General features: G+C 48.1%; 22 protein-coding genes and 1 riboswitch. Of the genes, 15 read left to right on the forward strand and 7 right to left on the reverse strand.

Going from position 1 to position 25,425, the window contains the following annotated elements; genetic code table 11:
* Positions 1-16 precede the first annotated feature (16 nt).
* The gene (whiA, locus tag ACI3E1_RS04250) at positions 17-958 is read left to right on the forward strand and encodes a DNA-binding protein WhiA (protein ID WP_405024416.1); all 942 of its coding nucleotides are present in this window, start codon (positions 17-19) and stop codon (positions 956-958) included.
* A gap of 100 nt (positions 959-1,058) precedes the next feature.
* Here whiA and ACI3E1_RS04255 read toward each other — a convergent pair whose 3' ends face one another.
* Together ACI3E1_RS04255 and ACI3E1_RS04260 are read right to left on the reverse strand one after the other, a co-directional pair.
* Positions 1,059-2,366 (reverse strand): nucleobase:cation symporter-2 family protein, encoded by a 1,308-nt coding sequence (locus ACI3E1_RS04255; RefSeq protein ID WP_405024417.1) that lies wholly within the window; start codon positions 2,364-2,366, stop codon positions 1,059-1,061.
* Positions 2,367-2,370: 4 nt separating this feature from the next.
* Complete coding sequence (locus tag ACI3E1_RS04260; RefSeq protein ID WP_405024418.1) at positions 2,371-2,946, reverse strand: xanthine phosphoribosyltransferase; 576 nt, start codon at positions 2,944-2,946, stop codon at positions 2,371-2,373.
* 62 nt (positions 2,947-3,008) lie between these two features.
* Positions 3,009-3,108: riboswitch (purine riboswitch) on the reverse strand.
* A gap of 164 nt (positions 3,109-3,272) precedes the next feature.
* On the opposite strand from ACI3E1_RS04260, the gene ACI3E1_RS04265 reads away from it, so the two are divergent.
* The gene (locus ACI3E1_RS04265) at positions 3,273-4,265 is read left to right on the forward strand and encodes a GMP reductase (RefSeq protein ID WP_405024419.1); all 993 of its coding nucleotides are present in this window, start codon (positions 3,273-3,275) and stop codon (positions 4,263-4,265) included.
* A 139-nt stretch (positions 4,266-4,404) separates the two neighbouring features.
* On the opposite strand, the gene recX is transcribed toward ACI3E1_RS04265, so the two are convergent.
* A complete protein-coding gene (gene recX, locus ACI3E1_RS04270) occupies positions 4,405-5,211 on the reverse strand; it encodes a recombination regulator RecX (protein ID WP_405024420.1) in 807 nt (268 codons plus the stop codon).
* A gap of 104 nt (positions 5,212-5,315) precedes the next feature.
* Here recX and rlmD point away from each other — a divergent pair, with 104 nt between their 5' ends.
* The 7 genes from rlmD to ACI3E1_RS04305 all read left to right on the forward strand — a co-directional run bounded on the left by rlmD (position 5,316) and on the right by ACI3E1_RS04305 (position 10,893).
* Positions 5,316-6,686, forward strand: a complete 1,371-nt coding sequence (gene rlmD / locus ACI3E1_RS04275) for a 23S rRNA (uracil(1939)-C(5))-methyltransferase RlmD (RefSeq protein ID WP_405024421.1) — start codon at positions 5,316-5,318, stop codon at positions 6,684-6,686.
* A 93-nt stretch (positions 6,687-6,779) separates the two neighbouring features.
* Positions 6,780-7,325 carry a DUF402 domain-containing protein gene (locus ACI3E1_RS04280; RefSeq protein WP_283582187.1) on the forward strand — a complete coding sequence of 182 codons (546 nt, stop codon included), beginning with the start codon at positions 6,780-6,782 and terminating at the stop codon, positions 7,323-7,325.
* A gap of 76 nt (positions 7,326-7,401) precedes the next feature.
* The gene (locus ACI3E1_RS04285; RefSeq protein WP_405024422.1) at positions 7,402-8,541 is read left to right on the forward strand and encodes an AI-2E family transporter; all 1,140 of its coding nucleotides are present in this window, start codon (positions 7,402-7,404) and stop codon (positions 8,539-8,541) included.
* Complete coding sequence (gene tagD, locus ACI3E1_RS04290; protein WP_405024423.1) at positions 8,538-8,930, forward strand: glycerol-3-phosphate cytidylyltransferase; 393 nt, start codon at positions 8,538-8,540, stop codon at positions 8,928-8,930. Before ACI3E1_RS04285 ends, tagD begins: the two co-directional genes overlap by 4 nt.
* Positions 8,931-8,958: 28 nt before the next feature.
* On the forward strand, positions 8,959-9,081 hold the full coding sequence (locus tag ACI3E1_RS04295; RefSeq protein ID WP_405024424.1) for a hypothetical protein: 123 nt from the start codon (positions 8,959-8,961) through the stop codon (positions 9,079-9,081).
* Between the two features lie 110 nt (positions 9,082-9,191).
* Positions 9,192-10,136: a DMT family transporter gene (locus ACI3E1_RS04300; protein ID WP_405024425.1), complete on the forward strand. Its 945-nt coding sequence runs from the start codon at positions 9,192-9,194 to the stop codon at positions 10,134-10,136.
* Between the two features lie 73 nt (positions 10,137-10,209).
* Positions 10,210-10,893, forward strand: a complete 684-nt coding sequence (locus ACI3E1_RS04305) for a 2,3-bisphosphoglycerate-dependent phosphoglycerate mutase (protein WP_405024426.1) — start codon at positions 10,210-10,212, stop codon at positions 10,891-10,893.
* 65 nt (positions 10,894-10,958) lie between these two features.
* On the opposite strand, the gene ACI3E1_RS04310 is transcribed toward ACI3E1_RS04305, so the two are convergent.
* A complete protein-coding gene (locus ACI3E1_RS04310; RefSeq protein WP_405024427.1) occupies positions 10,959-11,411 on the reverse strand; it encodes a GtrA family protein in 453 nt (150 codons plus the stop codon).
* A 163-nt stretch (positions 11,412-11,574) separates the two neighbouring features.
* On the opposite strand from ACI3E1_RS04310, the gene ACI3E1_RS04315 reads away from it, so the two are divergent.
* From ACI3E1_RS04315 to ACI3E1_RS04325, 3 genes are all read left to right on the forward strand, one after another.
* The gene (locus tag ACI3E1_RS04315; RefSeq protein WP_405024428.1) at positions 11,575-12,636 is read left to right on the forward strand and encodes an ATP-binding cassette domain-containing protein; all 1,062 of its coding nucleotides are present in this window, start codon (positions 11,575-11,577) and stop codon (positions 12,634-12,636) included.
* Between the two features lie 50 nt (positions 12,637-12,686).
* The gene (locus ACI3E1_RS04320; protein WP_405024429.1) at positions 12,687-14,261 is read left to right on the forward strand and encodes a peptide chain release factor 3; all 1,575 of its coding nucleotides are present in this window, start codon (positions 12,687-12,689) and stop codon (positions 14,259-14,261) included.
* Between the two features lie 236 nt (positions 14,262-14,497).
* Positions 14,498-16,417 (forward strand): glycoside-pentoside-hexuronide (GPH):cation symporter, encoded by a 1,920-nt coding sequence (locus ACI3E1_RS04325; RefSeq protein WP_405024430.1) that lies wholly within the window; start codon positions 14,498-14,500, stop codon positions 16,415-16,417.
* A gap of 126 nt (positions 16,418-16,543) precedes the next feature.
* Here the strand turns inward: ACI3E1_RS04325 and ACI3E1_RS04330 are convergent, their stop codons facing one another.
* Positions 16,544-17,542 carry a LacI family DNA-binding transcriptional regulator gene (locus ACI3E1_RS04330; RefSeq protein ID WP_405024431.1) on the reverse strand — a complete coding sequence of 333 codons (999 nt, stop codon included), beginning with the start codon at positions 17,540-17,542 and terminating at the stop codon, positions 16,544-16,546.
* A gap of 244 nt (positions 17,543-17,786) precedes the next feature.
* Between ACI3E1_RS04330 and ACI3E1_RS04335 the strand changes: the two genes are divergently transcribed.
* Complete coding sequence (locus ACI3E1_RS04335; RefSeq protein WP_405024432.1) at positions 17,787-18,953, forward strand: galactokinase; 1,167 nt, start codon at positions 17,787-17,789, stop codon at positions 18,951-18,953.
* A 20-nt stretch (positions 18,954-18,973) separates the two neighbouring features.
* The gene (galT, locus tag ACI3E1_RS04340; RefSeq protein WP_405024433.1) at positions 18,974-20,458 is read left to right on the forward strand and encodes a UDP-glucose--hexose-1-phosphate uridylyltransferase; all 1,485 of its coding nucleotides are present in this window, start codon (positions 18,974-18,976) and stop codon (positions 20,456-20,458) included.
* Between the two features lie 294 nt (positions 20,459-20,752).
* Here galT and ACI3E1_RS04345 read toward each other — a convergent pair whose 3' ends face one another.
* Together ACI3E1_RS04345 and ACI3E1_RS04350 are read right to left on the reverse strand one after the other, a co-directional pair.
* A complete protein-coding gene (locus ACI3E1_RS04345) occupies positions 20,753-22,093 on the reverse strand; it encodes an ATP-binding protein (protein WP_405024434.1) in 1,341 nt (446 codons plus the stop codon).
* A gap of 3 nt (positions 22,094-22,096) precedes the next feature.
* Positions 22,097-22,813, reverse strand: a complete 717-nt coding sequence (locus ACI3E1_RS04350) for a LytR/AlgR family response regulator transcription factor (RefSeq protein ID WP_405024435.1) — start codon at positions 22,811-22,813, stop codon at positions 22,097-22,099.
* Positions 22,814-22,990: 177 nt separating this feature from the next.
* Here ACI3E1_RS04350 and ACI3E1_RS04355 point away from each other — a divergent pair, with 177 nt between their 5' ends.
* Positions 22,991-25,417, forward strand: coding sequence for a glycoside hydrolase family 3 C-terminal domain-containing protein (locus ACI3E1_RS04355; protein WP_405024436.1), 2,427 nt, complete (start codon positions 22,991-22,993; stop codon positions 25,415-25,417).
* The last annotated feature ends 8 nt before the right edge of the window (positions 25,418-25,425 follow it).

The following is a 25,425-nucleotide window of genomic DNA, read 5'->3' on the forward strand; positions in this document are numbered from 1 at the left end:
TAAGGGAGGGGTCGGTGTGGCCTCATACGCAAGCCAGGTAAAAAAGGAACTCACGATGCTGGACGTACACGTTGCAGCTAACGCAAAGGCGGAACTGATGGCCTTAATTCGGATGAACGGGGCCCTTGAGTTGGTTAACCACCACTTTGTGCTTAACGTGCAAACGGAAAATCCCGCGATTGCCCGGCGAATCTACCAGCTCCTTAAGCGGTTCTACCAGGTTGAAGCTGAACTGCTGGTGCGACGGAAGATGAAGCTTAAGAAAAATAACCTGTACATTGTGCGCCTCAAGACCGGGAGTGAACAGCTGTTACGCGATCTTGATATTCTTGATGGGTTTCAGCTCAAACCAACGGTGGACCCGCAAAACTTACCGACCGATGCGGCGGTGCGCTCGTACCTGCGGGGGGCGTTTTTGGCGGGGGGTTCGGTTAACAATCCTGAAACGAGTCGCTATCACCTGGAAATCTATTCCCTGTACGCCGAACATAACGATACTATCTGTGCGTTGATTAACCACTACGGATTAAACGCGCGGAAGACTGAACGGCGGAGCGGCTACATCACGTACCTCAAGGAAGCGGAAAAAATTGCCGACTTCCTGTCGCTCATCGGAGCGACGACTGCCATGCTGAAGTTTGAAGACATCCGGATTGTCCGTGACATGCGGAATTCGGTAAACCGGATCGTTAACTGTGAGACGGCTAATCTCAATAAGGTAGCGGACGCGGCTAATCAACAGATTGATAACATTAAATTCCTTGAGCGGACGGTGGGGTTAAACCAGCTTCCGCCTAAGCTCCGCGAAGTAGCTGAGGTACGGTTGGCCAACCCGGAAGCTAGTTTAAAGGAACTCGGTGCGCTCATTCCTGGTGGTATCTCAAAGTCGGGGGTGAACCACCGTCTGCGGAAGCTGACCGCTTACGCAGAAAAGGTGCGGGAAGGAAATGTTCAGTAAATAGTGAAGAAAATGGGCAGTATAATTTAGTTATAAATAACCCGCAGAAGTCATTAAGGAAAATGGTTTCTACGGGTTTATTTTTTTAAGGAATTACGAACTAATGGGAATCATTCGTTGCGGTTGTAATTTCCTTATGATGCAACAGTGCGTTTAACCCCACGGCGCAAATGCTAGCCACAACAATTCCGTTTCCCAAGAAGAGCTGAAGGGCGGGCGGGAACGCCTGAAAGATGTTGGGGTAAACCGCAACGCCTAGTCCCGCACCAATAGAAATAGCAACAATTAACGGGTTTCGTTCATCGGTGAAGTCAACGTTTCCGAGCATCCGGATTCCCTGAACACTAATCATTGCAAACATAACAAGCATTGCGCCCCCGAGGACTGGCGTGGGGATAATTGTTGCTAACGCGCCAATCTTGGGTAATAGTCCCATTACCATTAAAAGGGTTGCCGCCCAGTAGATGGGACGTTTGGTTCGGATCCCCGATAATTCTAAGAGCCCGACATTCTGGGAGAACGTTGTGTACGGGAACGTGTTAAAAATTCCCCCGAGAATTACCGCTAACCCTTCTGCCCGGTAACCGCGTTTAAGGTCGGCAGCGGTTGTTTCGCGGTGGAGGAGGTTCCCAAGGGCGAAGAATACTCCTGTGGATTCAACCATGGAAACCAGGGCAATAATAATCATTGTTAGACTTGGTGATAGGGCAAAGCGTGGGGCGCCGAAGAAAAAGGGCTGGGGGAAATGGAACCAAGCAGCCTGTGCAACTGGTTTAAGGGATACCATTCCCATCATTCCTGCAATTAGGGTTCCCCCAATCAGGCCAATCAAGACCGCGATTGACCGGATGAAACCTTTGCTCCAGAACTGAATTCCAAGAATGATTAGGATCGTAATGCCACCAACAAGTAACGTACGTAAACTCCCGAAGGAAGAACTGGTTGCCGTTCCCCCGCCGAGGTTTTGAACTGCAATTGGAATCAACGTAAGTCCGATTACGGTGATTAAGCTTCCGGTTACGACCGGGGGAAAGAACCGGCGAATTTTTGCAAAGATCCCAGCAATTAGGAAGACGAAAATTCCAGCAATAATAATAGAACCGTACATCGTACCGATGGAGTATGTTTTTCCAATCATTTTGAGGGGAGCAACTGCCTGGATTGCACAGCCTAAAATGACGGGAAGACCGATTCCAAAATACCGGTTCCGGATGAGCTGGAGAATCGTTGCCAGCCCACACATGAAAATATCAATTGAAACGAGGTAAGTCATTTGGGTGCTGGTGAAGTGCAGCGCGGTTCCGATTAGTAAGGGAACAGCTACTGCACCGGAATACATTGCCAGTAAGTGTTGAATTCCAAGGACGAATGCTTTGTGGTGGGAAACTTCATGAGTTAATTGTTTCATAGTGTTAATCCTCCATAAACGTTACGTGGTGGTTCGCAAGTGATTTAATCCGGACAAGTGATTTGAGCGGGTAGCCCTCTGTCCTAAGTGTTTTTCCTCCTGGTTGGAAGGCCTTTTCAATGACAATTCCAATGCCATCAAGGTGGCAGTGGGCTTGATTACAAATCTCAATGAGGCCGTGTGCTGCGGCCCCGTTGGCCAAGAAATCATCAATGATTAAAACGTGATCGTTTGCCGTGAGAAACTGCCGGTCAACGAGGACTTGGTTTGTGGTGTGCTTGGTGTAGGAAACGACGCTAGCAGTGTAGTTTCCGTTAGCGAGGGTGGCACTCTTTGATTTCCTAGCGAAAACGACGGGCGCCTTGAACGCCAACCCAGTCATTAGGGCCGGCGCAATTCCTGACGCTTCGATTGTCAGAATTTTGGTGATGGGACGGTCGGCAAATTTAGCGTGAAAGGCATTTCCAATCTCTTGCATTAGCTGCGGATCGATTTGGTGATTAAGAAATGAATTGACTTTCAGGACGTTGTCGTTGACCACAACGCCTTCTTGTTGAATGTGGGTAATTAGTTTGCGCATCAGCTTTTTCCTTTCGCGGTGTGATAAAACACTGGGTAAAAGGATGCGGCTTTTCCGGATAAATGTCAAAAAGACATGCTCATAGTCCGGAATTTACGGTTCCGGGTAGAAACTTACTAGCCGTATTCTAGTGATTATATCAGCACCAAAAAATGATTAACAGGGTCAATTTTAACGTTGGAGAGCGCAATATGTCAATTATTATTTGAATATTGTTCGGTATATGCGAACTATTTCATTAAATATGCGCGTTGTATTGACAGAAATATTCGGATAATATACAGTAATGCCTGGTTGGAATGATAATTCCAGAAGGGAATGGTTAGATGAAAGCCTTTGATTTTGATAACGTTCAGCTCGTCCCGAAGAAATGTGTTATTAAGAGTCGGAGTGAGGCGGATCCCCACGTGATCTTTGGTGAGCGTCGCTTTCGGCTCCCCGTTGTGCCGGCGAACATGGCCAGTGTGATTACCCCTGAAATTGCAACATGGCTGGCAGATCATGATTACTTCTATGTAATGCACCGGTTTGAACCGGATCAGCGGTTAGCGTTTGTTCAGGAAATGCATGCAAATAACCGGTATGCTTCAATTTCAATTGGAATTAAGGACCAGGAGCGGGAATTCATTGATGAATTGCGAACGACGAACACCATTCCTGAATACATTACGATTGATGTTGCCCACGGGCACTCTGATTACGTAATGGCGATGATTCGGTACGTTAAGCGCCAGCTACCAGCAACGTTTTTGATTGTCGGTAATGTTGCTACGCCGGACGCCGTTCGTGATTTAGAAGCTGCGGGAGCAGATGCGACGAAAGTCGGGATTGGCCCTGGGCGGGCGTGCATTACCAAGCTAAAAACGGGGTTTGGAACGGCAGGCTGGCAGTTAGCAGCGCTTCAGGCATGTGCTACTGTGGCCACGAAACCGATTATTGCTGATGGGGGAATTAGGACTAATGGGGACATTGCCAAGGCCCTTCGGTTTGGTGCCACTATGGTAATGGTCGGCTCATTATTGGCCGGCCATGTCGAGTCACCCGGAGAGGTTGTGACCATTGATGGTCAAAAGTACAAGCGGTACTGGGGATCGGCTTCTGCGCGTCAAAAGGGTAACCGCCACCACGTCGAGGGGAAACAATTGCTTGTACCGTTTCGGGGATCGCTTGAAGCAACCCTGACAGCGATGGAGGAGGACTTGCAATCAGCCATCTCGTACGCTGGTGGGCGGGATCTAAGTGCCCTTCGGCAGGTGGATTACGTTATTGTTCCGAACACGATTTATAACGGGGACCGTGAAAGCAAAACTGTTAATTAATAATAGGTAAAAAGGCGGAGTAGAACAAAAATCAGCGTGGTGAAAGTAACAAGTTGGGTGAACTAGGAGGAATGGATCCCCCAACTTGTCCTTGCATCACGCTTTTTACTGTGGTTTAGGTTATTTAAAAGATGCTCTTTTATTCCTCTTCTTTTGCGGCCAGGTCTTCTAGGGCAAAGGTGCTTTCATCAAGCGGGAACCCCTGATGGTAAAGTGCTTGCTTGGCTTTTTGCATGCGGGTGTGCTGGTCAAAGCGGTCGTACCGCCGCCAAACCTTTGCGGCGGCTGCTTGGAGGAGTACTGCTTCATGTTCTTCGTCAACTTCCGGGGAAAATTGGGCGAGCGCTTGGGTAATGGTGTCACGCTCAAACCCCGCCGTCATTAATCCCTGGTTGACTTTGGTTTGCCGCAAGCGGATGGGTTTGTTGTGGTACCGGCGGGTGAGTTTTTGGGCTAGTGTGTAGGCGTTAGCGACCCGTTGTTTTGGCGGAAATTGGAGGAGTGCTTGGTCAATTTCAGTAGCGGTAATCCCGCGTTGGCGTAATTTTTGCCGGATAATTCGGGGACCCTTTAATTCGGTCCGGGCAACCGTTCGAACGTAGCTGTTGGCGTATTCTTGGTCATCAAGGAGGTGCTGGTCCTTGAGACGGGCACATACCGTCTCAATTATTTCTGGCGGAACCGTCCGTTTGCGCAGAGCGGTCTGGACCTCTTGGGTTGTCCGCAGTTGGTGACTCAGGTAGTCAAGTGCTTGGGAATAGGCGCGGGATGTAGTGTCTGCCGCAGTAATTTGTTCGATTTGAGTGGTATCGAGTTCTTGGCCCTTATGCAGCGTAAAGTCTACCAGGACTTGTTCGCTTACCGGAAACGCATATTCCCCGTTCAGGTAGACGTTAAACCGGTGGGCGTGGTGTTTTTGGGCTTCAATTGCGGTGATGGTTTTCATACACTGACCTTCCTTCCTAGCTTTATTATAGAAGAAGTGTGGGAAAGTGCCTAGTTTTACGGGTGTATAATGGGAAAAGCAACGAATGAAGTGGGGAGAATTACATGGGACAAAACGTACGGGTACGGCGGGGGCAGCGGGTGCTCTTGACAATTAAACGCCTGGGAATTAATGGTGAGGGAATTGCCTATTACAAACGAAAGATTTGCTTTGTTTCGGGAGCCCTCCCGGGAGAGCAGGTTGTGGTGGCGCTCACGGCCATTCATCCGCGGTACTTAGAGGGCCGTGTGGTGGAAATTAAGCGTTCCAGTAACGACCGGGTAACCCCCAGAGATTCGTATCCGGTCGGGGGCATTGAATTAGAACACCTGGCATACCCGGCACAACTTAGGTTTAAACGCGATTTAATCAAGCAGGCGTTGGCCAAGTTTAAACCAACCGGGTATGCTACCTACGATGTCCGAGCAACCATCGGGATGACAACCCCGTATGCGTACCGGAATAAAGCCCAGTTTCAGGTACGGCGGGGGCCGAACGGGAAGCTGATTGCGGGGTTGTACCAGCGTGGAAGTCACCGGCTAGTTGACCTGCCAACGTTTAGTACCCAAACCCCAGCCACAATGAAGGTGATGCGCACCGTATTAGCGGCTATTGAAGAGTTGGGAATTGCGCCGTATGATGAGCGCCAGCATACGGGGGTGGTCCGGACAATCGTTGTCCGCGAGGCGTTTGCTACCCACGAGATGCAGGTAGTTATAATCACCCGCACCCGGGCGCTTCCCCAGGCGGCGGCCCTGGCTCAGATGACCATGCAGCGCTGCCCGCAGGTGGTATCCGTTATGCATAACGTTAACCCGGAGAAAACGTCCTTGGTGTGGGGAGCACAAACGATGCTGATTGCCGGGAAACCAACAATTACGGAACGGTTGGGAGACGTGACGTTTGACCTTTCCGCGCGGGCGTTTTTCCAGTTAAACCCGCACCAAACGCTCAAGTTGTACTCTGAAGTCGGTAAGGCATTGGCGTTGCAACCCGGTGAAGTGTTGTGTGACGCATATTGCGGGGTGGGAACCATTAGTCTCTTTGTAGCTGGTCCCACCCAGGAGGTGCGGGGAATGGACGTCATTCCCGCTGCAATTGCGGACGCTAATGAGAATGCTCGCCGGTCTGGCCGGCGTCACGCTCACTATGAAGTGGGGAAGGCCGAGGATCTTTTTGCGCAGTGGGCGCGGGCGGGATTTGCCCCGGATGCCCTGGTCGTAGATCCCCCGCGGACGGGGTTGGACGCTCACCTGATTGAAACGGTTCTCCGGGCCCGTCCCCCCAAGATGGTTTACGTTTCATGTAACCCGGCAACCCTTGCCCGGGACCTCGTGGCGCTAACCAGGGCGTACCGCGTTGAGTATATCCAGTCCGTTGACATGTTTCCGCAAACCGCGCGCTGTGAGGCGGTGGTGAAGCTTAGCTTGCGGTGATTTTAAGAAACGGGAATGGTTTTCCGGCGATTATTTGGTATAATACAGAATGATATCGGTGGAGAATACCGTGTAGAAAGCAGGGTTGAGCAGATGCGTCATTCAAATGGACCCAGAGAAGGCGACTTCATAACCATTAAGAGTTATAAACACGACGGGAGCTTACACCGGACATGGCGCGACACACTGGTTCTTAAAACAAGTGAAAATGCCATTATTGGCTGCAACGACCACACGCTGGTGACCGAAGACGATGGGCGCCGGTGGGTGACCCGCGAGCCGGCATTGGTATACTTCCATAAACACTACTGGTTCAACATCGTTACGATGATCCGGGATAACGGGATTTCGTACTACTGTAACCTAGCATCACCGGCAGTACTTGACCGGGAAGCCCTCAAGTACATCGACTATGACTTGGACGTGAAGGTCTTTCCGAACGGCGAACGCCGGTTGCTGGACGTGGACGAGTACGAAGCCCACGGCGCTAAGTGGCACTATTCGGCGGAAACCGATAAGATTCTTAAGCACAACGTCCTGACCCTGGTCGACTGGATTGACCGCGGGCGGGGACCTTTTTCTAAGGAATACGTTGAGATTTGGTACAACCGGTACCTTGAGTTGTCACGCCGGCAGTAGCAGACCGGTTTATAACAATGCACGGGAGCATGACGTTGGGTCACGCTCCCGTGCTGTTCAGTAAGGAGGCAATATTATGAATAAACGACAGGAGGACCAGCGCCGCATTATTTTCTGGTCTTTAGAGTTGCTTATTGTGGCGACCCTGGTATGGGTATGCACGAAGATTAGCTTTGTTTTTCGGCCGGTCGGGACGTTTATCTCGACTTTAGCCGTGCCCTTAATTATTGCGGGCTTCCTGTTTTACCTACTAAATCCGTTGGTAAACCTTCTCGTAAAGGTGCATTATCGGCGGTGGCGAATTACCCGGACGCTGGCAGTAGCCATCGTGTTTGTGGTTTTAATCAGCTTAATTGCGTTGGGAGCATCATACCTGTTACCCCGGGTAATTTCGCAGGTAGAACAGTTAATCGGAAAATTACCGCATATCATTGCGCTTACTCAGCGTGGGATTAATACGTTTTTGAGCGACCCGCACCACCGTGAATGGCTTCACCACGTAGATGTGCAGCAGGTTACTAAGCACCTGGGGACTAACACTACCGCCCTGGTGCGGCGCTTCATGACGTCGTTGACCAGTAGCTTTGGATCCCTGATTAGTGCGATTACCAACATCACGGTAACGATTATTACGGTGCCATTCATGTTGTTTTACATGTTAAAGGACGGGTACCGTCTGATGCCAGCCGTTAAGCGGATGGTCCCCAAGCGGCACGCGGCTAGTGTTGAAAACCTGTTATTGCAGATGGGACAAACGATTTCCCACTACATCCTTGGGCAGGTAATTGAGTGTACGTTTGTCGGGACGTTTTCAGCGTTGGGCTACAGCCTGGTAGGGGTGCCGTATGGCCTGTTAGTTGGAATTTTCGCTGGCTTTACCAACATTATTCCGTACATTGGTCCGTACATTGGATTGGTTCCAGCATTAATTCTGGCGTTGACGCACTCGTTTAAGACAGCGGTCCTGGTGATTATCGTTTGTATCGTGGTGCAGCAGGTCGACGGGAACCTGATTTACCCGAATGTCATTGGGAAAACACTGGCCATTCACCCGCTTACGATCATTGTGCTGTTGTTGGTAGCCGGTAATATTGCGGGCTTGCCGGGGATGATCTTAGGCATTCCATTTTATGCCGTGTTAAAGGTGGTTGTGCAGTACTGCTACCACATTTACCAGCTGCGTTATGACGAGGAGAAAGGGGATGAGCGCCCGTGAAACGGGTATTAACGTACGGGACGTTTGACCTGTTACATCGCGGTCATGTCCGTCTTCTCGAACGAGCGGCAGCCCTTGGCGATGAATTAACAGTGGGGCTTTCGACCGATGAGTTCAACCGAATTAAGGGGAAACACGCCTATATGAGCTACGCTGATCGGGAATACATCCTCAAGGCGATTCGCTACGTTGACCGGGTCATTCCGGAGCGGTCGTGGGACCAGAAGGTTGTAGATGTTCAGCGTTACCATATCGACACGTTTGTGATGGGGGACGACTGGCAGGGAAAGTTTGACTTCCTTAAGGATTATTGCGAGGTAATTTACCTGCCGCGCACGCAGGATATTTCAACAACGAAGATTAAAACGGATTTATCCGGGAACGAATAGTTTTTTGAAAAAGGGGTAAACCGATAAAATGAGCGGAGCCAAGCCAGTAAACCGGCGAAGCGTACGGGACCGGCTTGGCGGCGGCCGACTTGTATTTAGCCCGTTCGTTTGGAAACCGATTATGCAAAAAGAGTATGGAGACTGTGGCTGAGGTTGCAGTCTTCGTACTCTTTTTGCGGATTAACCGAAAAGCGTCGTTGATTAATAATTTTTCGTGCTATACTTATCGTAATATAACTAAATGGTAATGGAGAGAGAAAAGTGAAGCGAACGTACTTTAGTATTTTAGTAGCGACGTTTTTGTTTAGTTCCATGGAAATCAGCTTGAAGATTGCGGGAGCAGCGTTTAACGCCATCCAGCTGAATCTATTGCGGTTCTTTATCGGCGGGCTTGTATTAGTCCCACTAGCATTGCCTGAATTACATAAGCAACACCGGCAGTTGCACCTCAAAGACTGGGGGTTATTTGCCCTGACGGGGTTTGTGTGCGTGATTGTTAGCATGACCCTTTTCCAGCTGGCGGTCCAAAACGCCCCGGCAGCTACCGTAGCGGTGCTCTTTAGTTGTAATCCGGTTTTTGCGCTCATTTTTGCCTTTCTTTTGTTGCATGAGCGGATGGGGCGGGCTAACTTTTTGGCCGTAGTTATTTCCCTTGGGGGATTGTTTATCATTGTTAATCCGTTCCGGCTCCGGTTATCCGGGGGAATTATCCTAGCACTGCTTTCGGCGGTGACGTTCGGGCTGTATTCAATTGTTTCCCGGTACGGGTCGACTAAACGGGAACTAAGCGGAATTGTTATGACCTGCTTTACCTTCCTGACGGGGACGGCGGAACTTTTTATTCTAATGGTGTTGACCCACTGGGCGCCCGTTGTCGCCGGGATGGCTCATGTGGGAGCACTCCACGAGTTTATTCGGCTCCCATTGATTCGGGGAATTTCGTGGCATACCTTGCCATTACTGGCTTACATTGGAATTGGGGTTACTGGTGGAGGCTTTGCACTCTACTTTTTGGCAATGGGATGGTCGGACGTTTCCACGGCATCGTTGGTGTTTTTTATCAAACCAGCACTAGCTCCAGTCCTTGCGCTGATTATTTTGCACGAAGTTATTACCGGTGAAACGATTATGGGAATCATCGTAATTTTGCTTGGTTCCGTTATTACGTTTATTGGTAACCGGAGTAAAGAACGAAAACTCGAGTAGAGGGTGTTTGATTGCTGATTACCTGACGCCTGCGGTATCATTAAAATAGATAACTACGGAAAAGAGGAGCGTCATGGTAAAGCTGGTTTTGGTACGGCACGGGGAGAGTGTCGCCAATAAGGAGAATACGTACACGGGGTGGTCGGACGTGCCGTTGACTGCCCGGGGCGTTGCGCAGGCTAAAGCGGCTGGACGCCGCTTGCGACAGGCTAAGCTGCAGTTTAGTGCCGTGCATACCTCGGTGTTGGTTCGGGCAATTAAGACGGCCAACCTCGTGTGTGAGGAATGCGGGCAATTGTGGTTACCCCTGTATAAGACGTGGCGGTTAAATGAACGGCACTACGGCGCACTTCGGGGGTTAAATAAGGACGATACCCGAAAAATTTACGGGAAAGAACAGGTTGCTCTTTGGCGGCGTTCTTTCTATGAAGTTCCGCCGAAACTAACCGCCCCTGACACTGAGGATCGGCGGTACCAACGTTATCCGCGCTCGGTTCTTCCTTTGGCGGAAAGTTTGGAGATGGCAACGCAGCGGTTGCTCCCGTACTGGGACGATATGATTGCGCCTCGGCTTTTGCAGGGGGGAAACCAGCTCGTTGTGGCTCACGGGAGTTCGTTACGGGCGCTGTTAAAGCACATTGAACACATTAGTGACACCGGGATCGACGGCGTGGAAGTATACAACGGTGAACCAATTGTGTACACACTTGATCAGCGCCTTGAAGTGGTGGATAAGCGGATTTTAAAAATGAATTAGTAAATGAACGGGTGAAACCGTAAAAAATAACCGGGGTACATCTTTACCCCGGTTGTTCTTTACTATTAGCGGTGCAGCAAACGTTGGTGCCGTTGTTCGCGCTCAATTTTTTCTGTTGTTTCGAAGATAAACCACTTACTAAAGGAGTAGTTGACAATCCCCACGCAGACCTGGTCGAGAATCTTGACGAGGTCTTTTTGACCGTGGAAAAACTGAATTCCTCCAATCATAAAGAGGCTATCAAGAAGAAATGAGAGGGTTCGTACCCCGCAAAACGAGGTGAATTCGTGGAATGTATGCTCCCACGGGCGAAACGCCGAGTGGAAGACGAACAGCTTATTCGTCATAAACGTAAAGAGCATGGCGACAATGTACGCGCAGATGTTTGCAACCAAGTAGAAGTGCAGCCCCATTACCTTCACCAACTGGTGGAAAACCACGACGTTAATCGCGCTGGCAAGGAAACCATAAAACGTGTATGAGAAAAAGTCGGAGTGTTTGTGAATAAATTGTTTCATATTAGTTTCACCATACTTTACTTACACACAACTCACACAATCATATCATAAGCGCATAGTTTTCCGAAGAGAATTCGGGGAACGTTGGAATAATTTAACTTTTCAGGAATTGACGCGTTTCCCCCGAACCGGTACTATCGTAGTAGAAAGATAGGTGGCGGAAATGAGTAAGCTCGCAGTTAAATACATTACAAAGCGCCAGGCCATGCCCGCTTCGGCTGAAGGAGAGCACGAAGAGCACCCGGTCTTCTGGGAGTTGTGCGGGATTGATTTGCGCGTTAATGCCGGTGAGGCCCTTGGGCTGGTCGGTGATAACGGGGCGGGAAAGTCGACGCTTATGCAGATTATGAGCGGCCGGATTACCCAAACAACGGGTTTTGTGAACGGAGCAACCCGGGTGAACCTTGCGTCATTAACGACCATTGCGCCCAACGGCCGGCGCTTAACGGTTACTAAGTGGATTGATCGCCGCATGGACGCAGCGGAGGTGGATGAACTTCAACGGCCACACATTAAGCAGGCAATCCTCAACTTTACGGAGTTGGGTCAGTGGCAGTATTGCCCGGTTGGCCGTTTAGAAACCGGACTGCTCGCCCGCGTTGCTTTAGGGATGGCGTTATTTATTACTCCCGACGTCGTCTTAATTGATGAACTGTTGACGCTGTTGGATGCGAACTTTTACGCTAAGGCTAGCGAGCAGATTAATAAACTTAAAAAGCAGGGCGTGGCGTTTGTGATTGCCGACCCGCAGGACCGGGTGATTGAGAGCTTCTGTGAGCGGACCGTGTGGTTAGACTTTGGACGGATCCGGGAGGTGGGTAACACCCCGGAAGTGATTACTAAGTACGAGTTTAGCCGCAACTGGTACCGGGCGTTATCATGGCCCGAGCAGTTAGCGTACATTAAGAAGAAGCAACAGGAGCAACTGGATTTTGATGTTGATACCGAGTATACCCGGTTTAAGAACGAGCAGTTTGATAAGGGGTATAGCATTAAGGATAAAGCACGGTTGCGGAAACGATTTTTTGTGGAACACGGGGAGGACCCGTTGGCTGTTCCGGCAAAAACGCAGGCTTCCCAGCAAAAACCGAGGAAGAAAAAACACCATTGGGGTCGGTGGTTGCTGGGCGTATGCGTCATTGTATTGATCGGCTGCGGCGCATATTGGTTGAGCACCCGCGGGGGAAGAGCTTTGTTGGTCCGGTTAATACACCATTTCCGTTAGGCACCGAGAGTTAAAGGAGGAAGAGTGCCGTCACTGGCAGAATTAGAAGTATGGATAAGCAGGAATTAACGACAGCGATTGATAAGCGGCGGACGTTTGCGATTATTTCCCATCCGGACGCCGGAAAAACGACGATTACCGAACAGCTCCTGTTATTTGGGGGCGTTGTCCGGAAAGCGGGAACGGTGAAGGCCCGGAAGTCGGGGGCGTTTGCCAAGTCAGACTGGATGGAAATTGAAAAAAAGCGGGGAATTTCGGTTACAAGTTCCGTTTTACAGTTTGATTATGGGGGAAAGCGAATTAACATTCTTGATACCCCCGGGCACGAAGATTTTTCCGAGGATACGTACCGGACGCTAATGGCGGTGGATTCCGCCGTCATGGTGATCGATTCAGCAAAGGGGATTGAGCCTCAGACCAAAAAACTTTTCCAGGTTTGCAAGATGCGGGGGATTCCGATTTTTACCTTTATGAATAAGCTGGACCGTGACGGACGGCCGCCGCTGGACCTGATTACTGAATTAGAGGATGTCTTAGGCATTGAGGCGTACCCGATGAACTGGCCGATTGGAATGGGAAAGGGCTTAGCCGGGTTGTACGACATCTACAACCACCGGATTGAGTTGTACCGGCCGGAAAATGAAGATGAGCCGTACGTCTCGCTTGATGCGGCTGGGCGGATTGCGGAAGATTGTCCGCTTAAGGATGATGCAACCTACCAGCAGGTTCTTGACGAGGTTGACCTGTTGCAAGAAGCGGGCAATGAGTTTGATGAGGATAAGATTGCCCGCGGGAAGCTAACACCGGTCTTCTTTGGCTCGGCCTTAACTAACTTTGGGGTAAAGACGTTTTTAGATGCTTACCTGAAGTATGCCCCGGCTCCTACCCCCCACAAGCAGATCGACGGGGAAACGGTGCCCGTGACGGACCCGTTCTCGGGCTTTATCTTTAAGATTCAGGCTAACATGAACCCACACCACCGTGACCGGATTGCCTTTGTTCGGATTTGTTCGGGTGAATTTGATCGTGGGATGGACGTCACCCTTCAGCGGACGGGAAAGCAAATCCGACTGTCAAACTCCACCCAATTTATGGCAGACAGCCGTGAGACGGTCGAAAATGCGGTTGCCGGCGATATTATCGGGCTGTACGATACCGGAAATTTTCAGATTGGGGATACGGTTTATACGGGGAAACAGACCCGCCAATTTGAAAAATTGCCGCAGTTTACCCCAGAGCTCTTTGTTCAGGTTAGTGCTAAGAACGTGATGAAGCAAAAGTCGTTCCACAAGGGAATCGAACAGCTTGTCCAGGAAGGGGCCGTGCAGTTGTACCGCAGCTATAATACGGGAGATTATATTCTCGGGGCGGTCGGCCAACTGCAGTTTGAAGTTTTTCAGTTTCGGATGCAAAATGAGTATAATTCAGAGGTAATAATGAAACCATTGGGGCGGAAGATTGCCCGGTGGATTGATCCGGAGCAGCTAGATGAGAAGATGGCTAGTTCCCGGAACCTGCTGGTAAAGGACCGGCAGGGTGCGCCGCTCTTCCTCTTTGAGAATGAGTTTGCGGAGCGGTGGTTTGCGGATAAATACCCGGACGTTAAGTTGACGGCGAAATTATAGGGGAGTACATCCCAATGAAGAATCTAAGCGTGGTGGAAATTGATGAGCTTCCGGCACGCTTATTTTTGCTTCCTAATTTACTACAAAGGGCAGAGAGGAAGGTTATGTTCTAATTAAACGGAACAGCATGTTTACTATATGCTGAAAAATTTACTAATTAATTTACTAAAAGCGCTTGCAAACTATCCGGAAACGATTACAATAAGAGTGTAGTCGAAATGAAGGGAGCTTTTGCTATGGACACAAACGTTCAACAGGAAAAGGGTAACAAGTGGGTTACCCGGTTGTCCTACGCCACAGGGGCATTTGGTAATGACTGGTTCTACGCCGTACTTTCGACGTACTTCATCATGTTCATTACGTCGCACCTGTTTGGTAAGGGCGACAATGCAATGATTCTTTATATTACTAACATTATCGCAGCCCTCCGGATTATTGAGTTATTCATCGACCCGATTATCGGGAACCTGATTGACCGGACAAAGACCCGGTGGGGGAAGTTTAAGCCATGGATCTTCGGTGGTGGGTTGGTTAGTGCGATTTCCATGTCCGTCCTGTTTACGAACATGGGGGGATTAAACCGGACGCACCCGTTTATTTACCTGCTGATTTTTGCTTTTCTGTACATCGTGATGGATATTTTCTATTCGTTTAAGGATACGAGTTTCTGGTCAGAAATGTCATCTTTGACGTTTAATTCCGGTGAACGGGAAAAGATTTCGACGTTTGCCCGGATTGGATCAAACATTGGGGGAAACCTTCCTGGGATGGTAATCATGCCGCTGGTGCTGTTCTTCTCACTGACGAAGAATAACGGTGCTGGGGACCTTCGTGGGTGGTCAATGTTCGGAATGATTACGGGGATTATCGTAATTATTACTGTGCTGGCTGTATGTTTCGGGACTCACGAGTTGGATTCCGATCTGCGGAAGAACGAAGAGGAAACGAAGCTACGGGATGTCTTTAAGGTCTTATTAGGAAATGACCAGTTAATGTGGACGGCCGTTTCGTACGGATTGTACTGTATCGGAATTAACATCTTTAATTCCGCTGAGCTGTACTACTTTACTTACGTATTAGGCCAGTCATCCAAGTTCGCTATTATTGGTTCGATTAACATGGTAATTGGGTTCTTCTCAATTTCAGCCTTTCCGATTTTGGCCAAGGCGTTTAACCGGAAGAACGTGTTCTACGCATGTATTGCAATCATGACGGTTGGGGCACTGTTACTGACAGTTGCCGGCCAGAGCATGGTTTTAGTTGTAATTGCGATGGAGCTTTTCGCAACGCCGCAAGCTGTCGTTTTCCTGGTTATTTTAATGACAATTACCGACTCAATCGAGTACGGACAGTTGAAGTTAGGGCACCGGGACGAATCCTTGACACTAGCAGTGCGGCCACTGCTTGATAAGTTTGGGGGCGCCATTGCTGGATGGTGCATGGGACCAATCGCAATCTTAGCCCACATGACCAAGGGTGCGTCCTACAAGACAGTGACGCCGCATGACATCATGATCTTTAAGGTAATGGTAATTGCACTGCCGTTAGTCCTGATTCTCTTGGGATGCCTCTTCTTCTGGAAGAAGGTTAAGTTGACGGAAGCTAAACACGCCGAAATCGTTGAAGAACTCGAACGGACATGGGGTGAAAACGGCAACGTTGAAACCACAAAAGACGCGCCAGTTGTTGCTGGTGAATACAACGTTACCGCCCCAATTCAGGGAAAGGTAATGCCGCTGAGTGCCGTTAAGGATGAGCTCTTCTCGAAGGGAGCCATGGGGCTTGGTTACGCCGTTGAGCCAACGGACGGTGACGTTTACGCTCCGTTTGACGGGACGGTTAAGCAGCTGTACCCAACCCGGCATGCAATCGGGATTGAATCCTCAACGGGGATTAAGATGTTGATCCACATTGGGATCGGCACCGTTGAGATGCAGGGAACTGGCTTTATTTCCTACGTTGATCAGGGCCAGATAATCAAGAAGGGTGATAAGCTCCTTGAATTCTGGGATCCGGCGATTAAGAAAGCCGGGTTGGACGATACCGTAATCATTACGGTCACAAATTCCAATGATTTTGACCGGGTTGACGTAGTTCCTGCTGATGGAACGGAGATTAAGCCAGATGAAGTGGCATTAACGATTACGAAAAACTAGTTAAAACCATTATCAAGAACCTCTTGTGGGGTGGTCGTTTTAGGCCATCCCTTTTGTTGTGTCTCAAGATCATGAAAAAACAACGACCGCATAAAAGCCGCGGTCGTTGTTTTAGTAGGTGATTGGCTAGTTAATACTGCTATCGCGGAGTTTCAGCTCCGTTCCTAGCGTGATCATTTTCGGGAAAGAATCGGTGCCGTTAATCTGCTGATCAAGAAGGTTAACTCCCTCGATTCCCATCTGTTCTGTTGCTACCCGAACAGAGCTGAGTGACGGGTAGATGTACTTGGCGATGGACGTGTCGTTAAACGCAATCAGGCTCACCCGCTGGGGAACCGCAATGTTTGCTTCGTGAAGGGCACGTAAGGAGCCAATTCCGATGGAATCATTAGCTACAAAGAATGCCTGGGGAAGGGCATCCCCGAGTTCTTTAATGGCCTGGTTCATCATTTGGTATCCCGAATCGGTCGTAAAATCACCAACATATACGTATTTCGGGTTATAGAGGGCTAACTCCGTCATGTACGCCTTAAAGGTGGTAAAGCGCGGGTCGATGATGGTTTGCGTGTGGTCAGCGGTCTGTTCCTCCCCCACTAGCAACCCAATTTTACGTTGCCCGTGTTCGATGAAGTGGTCGAGCACCTTCGTTGTGGCGGTAACCATATCGGAGGTCACGCAGCTAAATCCACGGTTGACGGTATTACTGTCAACGAAAATTAAGTTGTGGTTATACTGGCGAAACTCCCGTTGTTGTTGCAAGCTGTATTTTCCGATGGCGATAATTCCGTCAACTGTTCGGAGTTTATCTAACGAATCATTATGAAAGACCCGGTGGATGACGTATCCCAGTTCCCGGGCGCGTTCCTCAATTCCCGTTCGGATGGAGTAGTAGTACAGATCGTTCAGTTCCTCTTTTTTGGTGTACCACTGAACAACGGCAACGGTGCCTGATTTGGTTTTCTTTTTGTGCTTGCGTTGTTCGAGGTAGTCAAGCTTTTCGGCAGCAGTGAAAATCCGTTCCCGGGTCGCATCGCTTACTGACATGGTTTTGTCGTAGTTAAGCACCCGTGAAACCGTTGCTGATGAAACCCCCGCAAGCGCGGCAATGTCCTTAATAGTAGCCACGGTAATTCCCCCCTCTATAAAAACGCTGAAATTCAGTAAACATGTTTTGGGATGATTTCAGGCGTTCCGTAAGTCACTTACTTCTATTCTAGCATATCTTCGCCCCAAGTCAGTAATTATTAAGTAATTAATTCGGGTAAAAATTAACTAAACGTATTGCCACCTTTAGTAAAAACGGTTACAATAAGAGGTGTTTAAGAAACCGGTTACTTAGCCGGAGAATTACCGATGGGGGTTGGTTTAAATGGATAAACAAGAAATTACGGCGGCATTTACTAAGCAATACGGCCATGAACCAGAGGCGGCATTCTTTTCACCGGGGCGGATTAACCTGATCGGGGAACATACTGACTACAATGGGGGGCACGTTTTCCCGTGTGCAATCTCACTGGGGACGTGGGGGGCTGCCCGGAAGCGAGACGACAACAAACTCCGGTTCTTCTCTGGTAATTTCCCGGACCTCGGGGTAATTGAATGTTCACTCGCCCAGTTGAAGTATGCCAAGAAGGACAACTGGGCCAATTACGCTAAGGGAATGATTTATTATTTAAAGGAAGCCGGATACACGGTAGATCGTGGAATGGACGTCTACATCTGGGGGAACTTACCCCAGGGCGGGTCTGGGCTGTCATCGTCGGCATCAATTGAAATGTTGTTTGGGGTGATGGTGCAACGCCTGTTTGCCCTGGACGTTGACCGCTTGGACATCGTTAAGATGGGAGTTAAAACCGAAAATGACTTTTTAGGTCTTTCTAGCGGTATTCTTGACCAGTTTGCCGTGGGGATGAGTAAGGCGGGACAAGCAATTTTGTTAGACACCAACACGCTGGATTATAAATACGTTCCCCTTGACTTAAAGGATAACGTGATTGTAATCATGAATACTAATAAGCCACGGGAATTAGTGGAATCAAAGTATAATGAGCGGGTGGAAGAGTGCCAGGCGGCCTTGAAGGAGTTACAACAGAAGCTTCAAATTAAAGCCCTTGGTGAATTAGATGCGCAGACGTTTGACGAGTACATGTATTTAATTGATAAGGAGAATCTGTTGAAGCGCGCCCGGCACGCAGTCCTTGAAAATGAGCGGTGTATCCGGGCAGAGAAGGCGCTGGAGGCCGGTAACCTTGAAGAATTAGGGCGGTTGCAGAACGCTTCCCACATGTCACTGGAGTACGACTATGAAGTATCAGGGGTTGAGCTAGATACGTTGGCGCACGCTGCATGGCAGCAGTCAGGGGTTCTTGGCGCCCGGATGACCGGGGCCGGTTTTGGGGGCAGTGGGATTGCCATTGTCAACAAGGATCAAGTAGAAACCTTCAAGGAAAACGTTGGCCGGATTTACGAAGAGAAAATTGGGTACGCGCCGAAGTTCTACGTGGCTGAAGTAGCTGATGGAACGCATGAATTATAAGCGAAAGTAAGGGTGAGAGCATGAGTGCAGAAACGCTAGTTGATCGGTTTGTTACGGCGGTGATTGCGGCAAGTGATTATACCGCGACGGATCATATTTACTTGGTAAACCGGGTGTTAAACATTGTGGGAGAAGGGCACCAGCAGCCAGCTCCGGATACTGATGAGCTAATTGATTTGAAAGATGCGTTGGTGGCGGTCGCTGTTGCAAACGGTAAAGTTGGTGATACCCAAAATGAACGGGATGCCGTGGGTGCCGAATTAATGAACTTCATTACGCCGGCACCAAGTATTGTTAACCGGCATTTTTGGGATACCTACCAGCACGCTCCCCAGGAAGCACTCGCTGACTTCTTCGCGTTAAGTAAGCGGAATGATTACATTAAGACGCGGGCGATTGCGAAGAACATTGCTTTTACCCACCCGAGTGAATACGGCGACATTGAGATTACGATTAACCTCTCAAAACCTGAAAAAGATCCGAAGCAGATTGCCCTAGCAAAGAAAGTAAAGGCAACGGGCTACCCGAAGTGTAACCTGTGCATGGAAAATGAGGGGTACCAGGGCCGGGTTGACCATGCTGCCCGGGCCAACCACCGGATTATCCGCTTTAAGATTGATGACCACGAGTGGGGTTTCCAGTACTCGCCGTATGCCTACTTCAACGAGCACTGCATCTACCTTGATTCGGTCCACGAGGAAATGGTAATTAACGGTACGACCTTTAAGAATCTGTTGACGATTGTCCAGCAGTTTCCCGGCTATTTTGCCGGAAGTAACGCTGACCTGCCAATTGTGGGGGGGTCGATTCTTTCCCACGAACACTACCAGGGTGGCCGGCACACGTTTGCGATGGAGAAGGCCCCGCTTGAGACCAGGTTGGTTTTTGCGGACTATGAAGACGTGACGGCCGGAATTGTGAAGTGGCCGATGTCAGTTATCCGGTTAAACGGGGATGACCTTGACCGGGTGAGTGCCTTGGCAGCTAAAATTTTGGATGTTTGGCGGAACTACACCGATGAAGCCGTTGGTGTGCGGGCCGAAACTAACGGGGAGCGGCACCATACGATTACTCCGATTGCCCGGATGCGGAACGGCCAGTACGAACTCGACTTGGTTTTGCGGGATAACCAAACGTCGCCGAAATACCCGGACGGTATTTTTCACCCGCACAAGGAATATCAGCATATCAAGAAGGAAAACATTGGGTTGATTGAAGTGATGGGGTTGGCGATTTTGCCGCCCCGGTTAAAGGATGAACTGGCAGTGGTGGCCGATTATATTCAAGGCAAGAACGTGCAGGTTGCTGCTTACCACCAGCAGTGGGCCGATGATATTAAGGCGCGGCACACTGACGTAACGGCGGAAAACGCCATGGCAATCGTTCAGGACGAAGTGGGCGCGGTTTTTGTCAAGGTGCTTGAATGCGCCGGCGTCTTTAAGCGCGATGCGGTGGGCCAACAGGCCTTCATGCGTTTCGCTCAGCAGGTGGGCTTGAAAGAATAAAGTCTTTTGCTAGATAAGATAAAAGGAAAAACGATGAGATTAAGCGGTCGGGGAACCCGGCCGCTTAGTTTTATGGTGGAAGTGTGGCTGGTAGCTGAATAAACAACGGATCATTCAAGCACGTTGTAAATTCACCGTCAATTGAGGCGGCTAAAAAAGTATTGTTAATTTTAAAGACGTTAAAACCGTTACCATTGTGATTTGTGGCTGGTTAAGGACGGCTTCGGGTTGCTTTCTTTGTTTGATTTTCATTTCACAGATTCTTATTAACCGGCAATACAATAGCAGGCACAATCAAGTTTTATTTGATTCATTAATATCTTTTGTTAACGGGATCATAATGCGTAAGCTGAACCAATGGTCGTGGGCGTGCATTGTAAGTGAGCCGTCGTATTTATTAACGATTGATTTAACACTTTTTAACCCATAACCATGTTGCTCCTTATCTTGTTTGGTTGTTGGGGGTAATCCGTCCTTTAGTTGAATGTCATTAGTGATGTAATTTTGAATTGAATAGAGGATAAAATTGGCCTTTTGGACAATTTTTACGTCGATCAAGCGCTGATCGTATTTAGGAAGCTTGATAACAGCTTCAATTGCGTTATCGAGTGTATTTCCCAAGAGACTACAAAGATCCATGGTGTCAATTCCATTTAATAGCTGGCCGTCAGCAATACAGGAAAGGGTAATGTGGTGTTGAATACAGTATGAATTTTTGCGGGTAAGAATGATATCGGCAACGGGGTTGCCAGTTTTTACATCAGCTTTGAATTGGCTAATATCCTGACGAAGACGCTTTATATAGGATAACCGGCGATTATTGTCGCTTTCCGCTTCGATTATGTCAAGTTGATGTTTAAGGTCGTGAAAACGTTGGTTAACTAATTGATTACTTTCACGGTAAGCCTGATATTGTTCGTATTGAAGGTGAAGTGCATTATTAATGGCAGTAATATCACGTTTTAGGTAGTTTTCGTACCTACTATGCTCTTGGACCTTTAAAACAATTAAACCGCATAGGTCAATGAGTGTGCGCATCATAAAAATTGTCGCGGACGAGCCGATAGCGAAGGGGGTATTAAATAAAGCGAACCCTATGTTACTGATTGTAAACACGGTGATCGATAAGGTCGTTGCGATGAATGCATCGTGAATCGTAATGATCGTGATGGGCGCTATTGATGTATGCGAATTATCTAACCAAAAAGAAACTACAAAAAGGATGGCATAACAGGAAAGCATAAATAAAGCTGTAGTTATAAACACTGGATGAGTTTGATTGATTAGATAGCAGTAAAGTTGCCATGCTAAAGATGCCCAGAATTCAGCTAAAATAAAGGCCTTAGCGCATTGATAAACGTTAATTTTGATGCTTACTGTTTCAGTGAGCAGTAAAACAATAAACATCCAGCCAATGTTTATCAAAATCCCCGGAATCCAAAACGTAATCGAAGCCTGTCCCGCTAAAAATTGAAGGGTAATTTGAACGGGGAGTGCGGTGGCCAGAAGTAGTTGTGCCCATGGACGCCGATCAGATTGGGGAATTTGGAAAAAGACAAAGACACACGCAAGCCATTCAGCAAGCGCGGTGTAAAGTCGGGGAATATTTGGTAGGATGTGGCTGATATTCAACATTGACTAATTTATCTCCTTTCCCCAAAAATCGGTGATTGCTTGCATAAAGGCTTTCTTTCGGGGACGGCTAATTTGTAAGTTTTCGGTTCCAATCGTCACAATATTTCGCTTGATTGCAGTTACGTGCGCCAGGTTGACGAGGTAGCAGTTATTACACCGAAAAAAGCCTGAAGGTGTTAATTCAGACTCCACGTTTTTCATTGTGTTTGAAACGTCATAGCATCGTTCTTTGGCGCCATCCCTAATATGAAAATGCAGTACGTGTCCTTCGCTTTCAATATAGTAGATATTGTTTTGCAAAACGTTATAAGTCCCGCGCTTGGTCTTAATTACGTATGTCTTTTGGCGGGCAGTTAATTGTGAAACAATTTGGTCGAAGTGTGCGCTGAAATTAAAATACGTAACTGGTTTTACAAGAAAATCAGATGCTTTTACCGCATATCCTGCGACTGCGTATTGAACGTAATTTGTAACGAAAACGATTACAACTTGTTGGTCAAGGCGGCGAATTTTTTTGGCCGCTGTCATGCCGTCCATTAAAGGCATTTGGATGTCTAAGAAGACGACATCATACTTAGTCGTATATTCGTTAAGAAAAACCATTCCATCTTTAAAACAGTGCACAGTGATGTCGATGTTATTTGCAATACTATATTTTTGAATGTATTGGGATAGAATTTGAAGATCGCCTTTATTATCTTCAACGATTGCGATTTGCATCCAACTCACCTCATCTTAATTACATTATAGGGAAGAAGGACGTAAAAAACATGTAAGAGATCTTCTACAAAATTATTTTTACTACAGATTACGCTAATAGTGGTACAAATTATGCCATTCAAGAAAGCGCTTTATATGAATGCAGTAAAATAACCCTGATGATTGGAGGGATTAACGGTGAACAATCAAGAGTTATTAGAAAAGCTGACACTTGCTGAGAAGGCGGCGTTAGTGTCGGGAAAAAATACGTGGGAAACGAGTGACGCTCACGGAAAGCTGCCATCAATGTGGCTTGCGGACGGCCCTCACGGGTTACGCAAACAGGAAGGAAAGGGGGACCAACTAGGACTACATGCCAGCCGCCTGGCAACCTGTTTTCCAACGGCAGCAACACTTGCGAACAGTTGGGATCCGGATGTACTGGAGATAGTGGGAAAGGCAATTGGTGTTGAAGCATTTGCTTCGGGAGTGAATGCCGTCCTTGGCCCGGGGATTAATATTAAGCGTAATCCCCGTTGTGGGCGTAATTTTGAATACTTTAGTGAAGACCCGTATTTGGCTGGAAAATTAGCAGCAGGGATTATTCGGGGAATTCAAGCGAACGGAACGGTTGCATGTCCTAAGCACTTTGCGGCGAATAACCAAGAATATCGCCGGATGGCATCTAATTCTGTCGTTGATGAGCGGACTTATCGCGAACTGTATACTACTAACTTTGAAATTGCGGTTAAGGAGGGACATCCGCGGATGATTATGTCATCTTATAACATGATTAATGGGACCTATGCCAATGAGAACGCGCATAATTTAAAGAGCATTTTGCGAAATGAGTGGCGGTTTAACGGATTTGTCGTTACTGATTGGGGCGGCGATAACGACCACGTTGCTGGAATCAAAAACGGGGGAAATGTCGTGATGCCATCGTTAGGTAAAATGGGTACTCGAGAAATTATTAACGCGGTTAAGGAGGGGACTTTATCTGAGGATGAATTAGACCAATGCTGTGATCAGATACTAGACGTTGTTGTTCATTCGACGGCTGCAAAGTCATCGAAGGAAACATTGGTCGACTGGAATCATCAGCATACGATTGCACGGCAGGCAGCAGAAGAAAGCATTGTTTTATTAAAAAACACCGACCATATATTGCCACTTATTGCGGGAACGAACGTTGCAGTGATTGGTGATTTTGCTAAGACCCCACGTTATCAAGGAGCGGGATCATCCGTTGTTAATGTTAAAAATTTGGAGAATATGGTCGATACGTTTCCTTTAAAAAAGCAGCTTGATTTTATTGGGTATGCTCAGGGTTACCGGCGAACCGGCAAGCATGATCAGCAGCTGATTGATGAGGCTGTAAATTTAGCCCAAAAAGCTGATGTTGCTGTTGTATGTGTTGGATTAACTGAGATAGCGGAAAGTGAAGGGCTCGATCGTAAAAATATTAAAATGCCGGCTAATCAGTTGGAATTACTTGATCAGCTGTTAGCGACGAAAACCCCCGTAGTAGTAGTACTGGCTGCCGGAAGTCCCCTTTCTATGCCGTGGTTTGACCGTGCTGCGGCAGTTGTTCACGGTTATTTAGGCGGTGAAGCCGGGGCAAGTGCAATGTGGAATGTGTTGACGGGGGATGTTAACCCGAGTGGTCATTTAGCAGAAACCTATCCGTTCAGCGCGGATGACGTTCCTTTTAACACTGACTATCCGGAGACTAAGCGGGACGTATTGTACTTAGAAGGACCATTTGTTGGTTACCGGTATTTTGATACGGCTATGAAGAAGGTGCAGTTTCCGTTTGGATATGGGCTAAGCTATACCACCTTTAGTTATGATGATTTAATAGTTCATGATGACGGGGTTACGTTTAGTATCACTAATACAGGAAAATATGCAGGGGCAACCGTCGCGCAATTGTACGTTGGAAAGAAGGATTCATCCCTTATCAGACCGCAGAAGGAATTACGGGGCTTTAAGAAGGTCCTATTACAACCTGGTGAAACCCGGCAAGTTACTCTTCCTTTTGATGATAAGACGTTCCGTTACTATGATGTTGAACAGGATAAATGGCAGGTTGAAGCAGGGACATACCAGTTGATGGTGGGGGAAAATGTTGCGGCAATTCAGCTGACAGGTACCATTACCCGGCAAGGCGTTTTGCCACAAAAACGACTAGCACCAGCATTTGATAAGTATCGCAAAGCGCAGGTTGCGGCTATTACCCCGAAAGACTTTGAGGTCGTGTACGGAAAGAAACTTCCCGTTGAATTGGATTTGCCTGATAAGAAGGGAATGACGCTTAAACAAACGAACATTTTGGCTGAAATGCGTTACGCACGTAGCTGGATTGGGCGGTGCGTTGCTGGTATATTACGGCGGGCTTTACGGCGAAGCGAAGCTAAGGGGCAGCCCAACCTAAATTTATTGTTTAACTATAATATGCCGTTTCGGGCAATTAGTAAGATGACCGGGGGAATGATTACGACAGAAATGGTCAATAATATTTTAATGATTGTTAACGGTCATTTTTGGCGGGGAAGTTGGTTGTTTGTCAGAAACTTCTTGCGTAACCAACGTGCAACATTACCGGATGATAAAGCGGAATAAATAAGTAA

This window comes from Ligilactobacillus sp. LYQ139, from assembly GCF_045033025.1.
Taxonomy (GTDB): domain Bacteria; phylum Bacillota; class Bacilli; order Lactobacillales; family Lactobacillaceae; genus Ligilactobacillus.

Bases quoted from the DNA above. Each gene is read 5' to 3' on its own strand.
- rlmD (WP_405024421.1), top strand. From the start codon at position 5,316: ATGGGACAAAACGTACGGGTACGGCGGGGGCAGCGGGTGCTCTTGACA.
- ACI3E1_RS04325 (WP_405024430.1), top strand. From the start codon at position 14,498: ATGGACACAAACGTTCAACAGGAAAAGGGTAACAAGTGGGTTACCCGG.
- recX (WP_405024420.1), bottom strand. From the start codon at position 5,211: ATGAAAACCATCACCGCAATTGAAGCCCAAAAACACCACGCCCACCGG.
- ACI3E1_RS04265 (WP_405024419.1), top strand. From the start codon at position 3,273: ATGAAAGCCTTTGATTTTGATAACGTTCAGCTCGTCCCGAAGAAATGT.
- ACI3E1_RS04285 (WP_405024422.1), top strand. From the start codon at position 7,402: ATGAATAAACGACAGGAGGACCAGCGCCGCATTATTTTCTGGTCTTTA.
- ACI3E1_RS04260 (WP_405024418.1), bottom strand. From the start codon at position 2,946: ATGCGCAAACTAATTACCCACATTCAACAAGAAGGCGTTGTGGTCAAC.
- galT (WP_405024433.1), top strand. From the start codon at position 18,974: ATGAGTGCAGAAACGCTAGTTGATCGGTTTGTTACGGCGGTGATTGCG.
- ACI3E1_RS04255 (WP_405024417.1), bottom strand. From the start codon at position 2,366: ATGAAACAATTAACTCATGAAGTTTCCCACCACAAAGCATTCGTCCTT.
- ACI3E1_RS04305 (WP_405024426.1), top strand. From the start codon at position 10,210: ATGGTAAAGCTGGTTTTGGTACGGCACGGGGAGAGTGTCGCCAATAAG.
- ACI3E1_RS04350 (WP_405024435.1), bottom strand. From the start codon at position 22,813: ATGCAAATCGCAATCGTTGAAGATAATAAAGGCGATCTTCAAATTCTA.
- ACI3E1_RS04310 (WP_405024427.1), bottom strand. From the start codon at position 11,411: ATGAAACAATTTATTCACAAACACTCCGACTTTTTCTCATACACGTTT.
- ACI3E1_RS04335 (WP_405024432.1), top strand. From the start codon at position 17,787: ATGGATAAACAAGAAATTACGGCGGCATTTACTAAGCAATACGGCCAT.
- ACI3E1_RS04315 (WP_405024428.1), top strand. From the start codon at position 11,575: ATGAGTAAGCTCGCAGTTAAATACATTACAAAGCGCCAGGCCATGCCC.
- ACI3E1_RS04295 (WP_405024424.1), top strand. From the start codon at position 8,959: ATGAGCGGAGCCAAGCCAGTAAACCGGCGAAGCGTACGGGACCGGCTT.
- ACI3E1_RS04280 (WP_283582187.1), top strand. From the start codon at position 6,780: ATGCGTCATTCAAATGGACCCAGAGAAGGCGACTTCATAACCATTAAG.
- ACI3E1_RS04320 (WP_405024429.1), top strand. From the start codon at position 12,687: ATGGATAAGCAGGAATTAACGACAGCGATTGATAAGCGGCGGACGTTT.
- ACI3E1_RS04345 (WP_405024434.1), bottom strand. From the start codon at position 22,093: ATGTTGAATATCAGCCACATCCTACCAAATATTCCCCGACTTTACACC.